Here is a 6,557-nt window from a genome sequence, read left to right as displayed (position 1 = left end):
GCTAGGACTCGGAGTTTGTGCTGAACCTCCGTTTAAGATAAATTGATAATCGCCATTTCCTTGACTTACACTTACAACTATCTCTCCGTTACTTCCTGTATAACATGCTGTTGGGGTAGATGTGAATACAATACTCTCTGCCGGATTTACTGTTAAACTATAAGGTGGTGAATCACAATTATTTGAATCTCTTACTATTATATTGTATGTACCTGCTAATACTCCTGTAAAGGTTGAATTCGCAAAAAAGTCTGATCCATTAATACTATAAGTATAACCCGGGGTACCTCCTGATCCGGTCACCTCTACCGTAGCTCCTGTTGGGGCTGTACAAGTTACTTCTTTAGTGATAACTGCCGTAGCTGTAACTGCAGTCGGCTCTCCTATAGTGACAGATGGTAAACTTATTGTACAAGCTGCCGGTGAACTTGCATCAGGACGAATCTGAATTGTATAGCTTATGTTATCTAAACCGGTTATCGTCTCTGTTCCATTACTTGTTGTTATCCAACTGCCTCCATTTAAACTATAATCATAACTTCCTGTGAAATTTACTACTTCTATTGTAATGCTTCCATCGGTGCCTCCGTTACAACTAACATCGGTACTGCTTACAACACTTCCTCCAAACGCTTGACCTGCGGCTACTGTTACTACAAAATCTCTAGGACATGCTCGGGGAGCTGATACCGTAATTGTATGAGAACCTACTGATAAATTGTTAAATACATTATTTGCATTTGGTGAACCATCAACAACATAACTATAGGTTAATGATGGACTTGCAGGTGGGGTTAATGTTACATTACCTGTTCCGTCACAATTATAGGTTACCGAATTAGTAAAGTCCGGAATTACTGGTAACGGATCTATCGTTAAACTTCCTACAGATTGGGTACATCCGTTATTGTCTCGTACTGTCAACACATAAGTACCCTCTGTTAAGTTTCCATAAACTAATGCTGAATTATAAACTCCATCAACTCCATACGTATAAGGGGCTGTACCGCCTGTAGCCGCTGTAAAAGTGATTTCTCCTAAAGTAGTACACGTATAATCTTGAGTGATACTGGCTGTACTTGATACGGTTGTCAAGGTATTAATTACTACATCAACAGGGGTTTGCGTACATCCGTTTGCATCTGTTACCTGAATGGTATAAGTACCCGGAGCTAAAGAATCATATAAAATAGTACTTCCTGCTTGAGTAGTATCTGCTCCGTTAAAATTAATCGTGTATGGTGATAAACCTCCGGAAATTGTTACGTTAATACTTCCTGTATCTCCATTACAATTAGGTTGTGATACTGTTGTGCTGAATGACGGATCTATAGTTTGACCTACTGTTACCGTTGAACTGTAAGTACACCCTGAGCCATCTTGTATAAAGAAATCATAATCTCCTGCTGTACTTACAGCAAAAGTATTACTCGCTCCATAAACCGGTGACGCTCCACTTCCTGTACTTATGAATGCATATTCATATGTTCCATCGCCTCCTTGTGCTGTAACTACAATGCTTCCATCATTACAAGTAACATTGGTGGTAGCAGCTGTTCCGGTTAATTGATCGTTGATTGTTACTGTTTGTTGTGCTCCACTACATCCTGCTCCATCTACTACATCTATCGTATAAGTACCTGCACTTAATCCGCTAAAAGTATGAGTCGTTGCCGTGCTAGGACTCGGAGTTTGTGCTGAACCTCCGTTTAAGATAAATTGATAATCGCCATTTCCTTGACTTACACTTACAATTATCTCTCCGTTGCTTCCTGTATAACATGCTGTTGGGGTAGCTGTAAATACAATATTTTCAGGAGGAGTTACTGTTACACTAACAGGTATACAGGTAGATTTATTAATTGTTATATTAACATTATCTATAAAATTCCCAACAGATAAACTTCCGCTAGCTGTTGAAACAGCATTAAAAGCTATAACCGTTGTCGTTTGTCCTGCCGGAACAGTATAAGTTCCTGAATAACTTCCCCATGAAGAAGTTCCATCAGACATTGTTTGCTGAACAGCTGCAGTTCCTAAATCACCTCCTATTCGTACTTCAGCTACATCTACTCCTGATCTTCCTCTATGATCTAAAGACCATGAAATTACATCTCCAGGCTGCGTACAATATTCTTGGTATAAAGACGACGAAACATTTGCGTTTAATTCAACAAAATAATCTCCATTAGAAGCAGGTACTCCGTTAAATCCTGATCTCCATATTTCTATTTGATTATCAGATGCCGTTGTATCCCATCCAGGAACTTGACTTTCATCTACAATTCTGAATGTTGTTACTGAAAATGAATGATCTTCAAAACTACCATTGATAAATGGATCAACTGTACATCCACATTCATCACAGTTCATACTGTCTCTTAAATAAACAATATAATTACCTGTAGGAATATCAGTAAATACTCCTGATGTTTGCCAATTGGTTCCATCTAAGCTATAAGTATATGGAGGTGTTCCTCCAGTTGCTGTTGCTGTAATAGTTGCTCCCGTAACAGGTCCTGAACAGGTAGTATTCTGAGTTACTGAAGCTGTAAGTGTCATTGGAGGTGGTTCAGAAATAGTCACTTGTCCTAAATTTATCACACATGTTCCTTCTCTGATTACTATATCATGAGTACCTACAGGTACTCCAATAATTCTAAAAGGATTATCTATTGCTGTTAACCAATTTACTCCTCCATCTATAGAATATTCATAATCTCCTCCTGTAAAATTAGTTGCAGAAATTGTAATTGTTCCATTATCTGCCCCGTTACAAACACTATTAGTTGTATTTACTATAGTACCATTAAAATCGCGATCCGGCTCTACATTAAAAGTTACATCAACTTCACAACCTTTTCCATAAAAAACAGTAATTGTATGTGCTCCTGCGCTTAAATTAGGAAAATTATTAGTTGATGTTTCCGGGCCTCCATCTAACGAATATTTATAACTTCCTAAAACCGGTGATAACGTTACATTGGCAGTACCATCACAATTATATGTCAAACTAGGCGTAACATTTGGTTCATCCGGTGCAGGTTCAACCACTATAGGATCCGGTAAGTTATATATACATCCATTAGCATCTCTAATAGATAAATTATAGGTTCCTGGATAAACACTATTGAAAACAGGATCAGACTGAAAGCCACTTCCAATACTATAGTTATAGGAAGGCGTACCCCCTGAAGTAGTATCAAAAGTAATTTTTGCCGGAACTTTACAATTAAATTCTCTCTCTAAAAATGCTGTTCCTGTAAGAGGAGTTACATCAGCTATAGTAGCATTTAATGTATATGTACATTGATATGACGGTTTTGACGCTCTTATATCAATCGTATAATTACCGGTAGCTAAACCTGTAAAGTTTCCTGTTGTATTAAAACTTCCTCCGTTAAGACTATATTCAACTAAATATCCTTGGTTACTACCATTTACAGCTACAGAAATTGAACCATTTGTATCTCCGTTACATAAGATATTTGTAACATTTTGAGTAAATGTTAATGGTGGTTCTACAGTAATAGTTACCGGATTAGATATTGTATAACAGTTATTACTGTCAATTACTACAAATCTATATGTACCCTCACTTCCATTAGGTACAGAATATGTATTTGACGTAAAATATGCTGAAGCAGGAATATCTGATATTGCTGTATATAAATCAGTACCTCTGTCTGTCCATACAGCAAATGTATATTGATCTCCTGCATTTAAAGTTCCTCCATTAGCAGTAAGTGTTATTATTCCGTCAGAAGAACCACTTAAACAAGAAATATTTTTTGTATTAGCAGCCGTTAATGTTAAGTTAGGTGCTTGATTAAGCGTAACATCTTCTGTTATCGTACAGCTAGATGTTGTTACTGTTACTTGATAAGTTCCTCCTGTAGTTACATTAAATGTATAATCATTACTATCAATAGGACCTTGAGTACCTACAGTAGTTCCACCTTGTGTTAAGGTATAAGTATATTGTCCCGGTACATTATTAACTTGTACTCTTATTGCTCCAGTATCTCCGGCACATAACATGTGTGTTGGAATAATATCTAAATCAATATTTCTACTCTGAATATTAATAGGTCCAAAATCATACGTACATGAAGCAGCTGAAGGATTACTAATACGAATTTGTAAACTGTAATCTCCAGGATTAGTTACTGTAAATGTATTTGAATTCTGAAAATCTACAAAGTATCCACTTGGTCCGCTTAAGCTATACTGATACCCTGCAGGCACTCCATTAACAACTATTTGACCATTGTTCCCGCAAATTATATCTTGTGTTACAATATCCGGTGTTAATGTAGCTTTAAAAATATTAAAGTAATATGTTTTAGGACATCTTCCATCATATAATACCTCTAAACGGTATTCTCCAGCATCAGTAAAACTTTGTGAGAATGCAGTTCCTACTTCATTCCATGTACAACCTGTATTTAGGTTAGCACAACCAACTGTAGTTTCATCCGGACAAGAAGTTTCGTCCAATTTAAACCAACGAACCGTAGTACTTGACGCTGGGTCAAATGGCAAATTAATACTTCTGGAGCTACCGTCACCACATAAATAAATTTCTGCTAAATCAGATCCGTCATTAGGACATATTAGCATTCTGTCTGCAAATGGTATTAGCGGGTTAGGCTCTGTATTATAAGGAATTACATTAATTGTTTCAGAGGCACTAATACAACCAACAGGCGCTACTTTATTAACTGTGTAAGTACCTGTAGCACTTACTGTAATAGATTGAGTAGTTCCAATAATAGTTCCACTAGAATCTCTCCATTCATAAGAGTCAAAACCATTACCTGCTGTTAAAGTAATTGTAGGACCACATAATACTTCATCTCTTTCAAATGTACAACCTGAAGTATCCGCTAAGAAATTTGAAGTTCCAACCACCCCAAAATTACAAGAATCTATTCCGGCAACACTCGCTTCATTTTCAACTCTAGGAGATCCACCTAAATCACTATCATAATTAGCAAATGCTTGGTTTTCAATTACATTAGAACATACATCTCTAAACTCATTACAGCTTTCAACAACTTTAACCTTAAAACGTATATCATATAAAGCTCCATTTTCCTGTACCATACTATCAGGCACATTAATAGTTAGCACTCCTCTAAACCCATTAGCCAATGAAGGCGGTTCATAGGTGTAATCTGATGCGGTAATTCCTGCCGGTAAAATTAAATCTGACTCAATTAAATCAACATTTTTAGGAAGAATATCAACTATTTGAGTATTTAAAGCATTATCTGTACCTACGTTTTGAAAACTTACATTATACCATAACTCTCCTCCTAAAGGCACTGGTGTTCCCGAAATATCATTTCCGGCACCATCATCAATTGTTTTTACCAATTGAATTTTAGGTTCAATAATTTCTACGGACATTCCTAATAGGAACGGATAATATGAATCTCCACTTGTAGTAAAACGTAATGTTGCGTTAGTCTGATTATTTTGTAAAATACTATTACTCGTATTATTAAGCGCAAATAAGTCTGCATCAAACCCAAGGGTATTTTCACTATCAGGATATCTATTAGTAAGATAATTATTATAAGCTGTAATAGAACTATTAAAAAAGTTATCACTTGGGTTTCTTGAACCCGTCGTCATAGTTGTGTAAGTTCCGCTAGGGTTTCTAATTTGAAATCTGTCACCTGGTATGGGTTTATCCCCTTCTAAAGCCGCTACTAAAAATGTTGCTCTTACGGGCCCTGTAGGTATCGTTTGGAAACCAGATACATTTACATCTACGTATGGATTATCTGCTCTTCTAATTGTTGAAAAACCATCAAATACATAAAATTTCTTACTAGATTCATTATCATTTTCATAAACAATTACTAGTGACCAACCAGCTGATGAACCTAATCGATCATTATCCTGATTATCTATACCTAAAGTAGCCTTAATATTAGCTGCATAATAATCTCCATTTGCATTAGTTAAACCTGTAACTAAACTTGTTACATCTTTATAACAAACATAAGGCATTTCATCATATGCCCCATCATCATAAATTAATTCTCTTTTAGTTAAATCAAATTTATCAGCTACTAAATCTATATAATTCCCCCCCGGTAACTTAAATTTAATTTCGTTAAAATCATTATCTCTGGTATTAACTCCTCCATTTTCTTCAGACCAATTATCAAAAGGATATATTCCTGACCAATATAATCCGGCATATACTACCTTAGAACAAGTTGGTAGGTTTAATGTTGCTCTTGATGATGAAAAAGTTGTAGGATCACCATCTATGTCTATATAACCTAAATCAAATTGATGATTATAACCATTGCCATCATAAGGAGTAGAGGTATTGGGTCTGTTTAAAATATTGTTGGCAATAAAGGTCATATTACCTCTTGCCACTCCATTGTATCGCTCTCTAAATGGTTGATCAGCTCTACTCAAATCTTTCTCTTGCCTGATACTTTCGGAAATTATTTTTCCATCTTGAGCATGTAACACAAAAGTTGTTAGTGATACAATAAGGATAAGTATAAGTTTTTTCATGTTTAGGG

Annotated in this window: 1 pseudogene; it reads right to left on the bottom strand. The window is 35.9% G+C overall.

Annotated features, from left to right (window positions below):
- Positions 1–6,549 (bottom strand): annotated as a pseudogene (locus ACQY1Q_RS09380) (hypothetical protein); the annotation flags it as partial.
- Positions 6,550–6,557: the final 8 nt, after the last annotated feature.

It is taken from the genome of Tenacibaculum sp. TC6 (assembly GCF_050606265.1).
GTDB lineage: Bacteria > Bacteroidota > Bacteroidia > Flavobacteriales > Flavobacteriaceae > Polaribacter.
The sequence above is the reverse complement of the archived record's forward strand: the minus strand, read 5'-3'. Positions and strand labels throughout refer to the sequence as shown.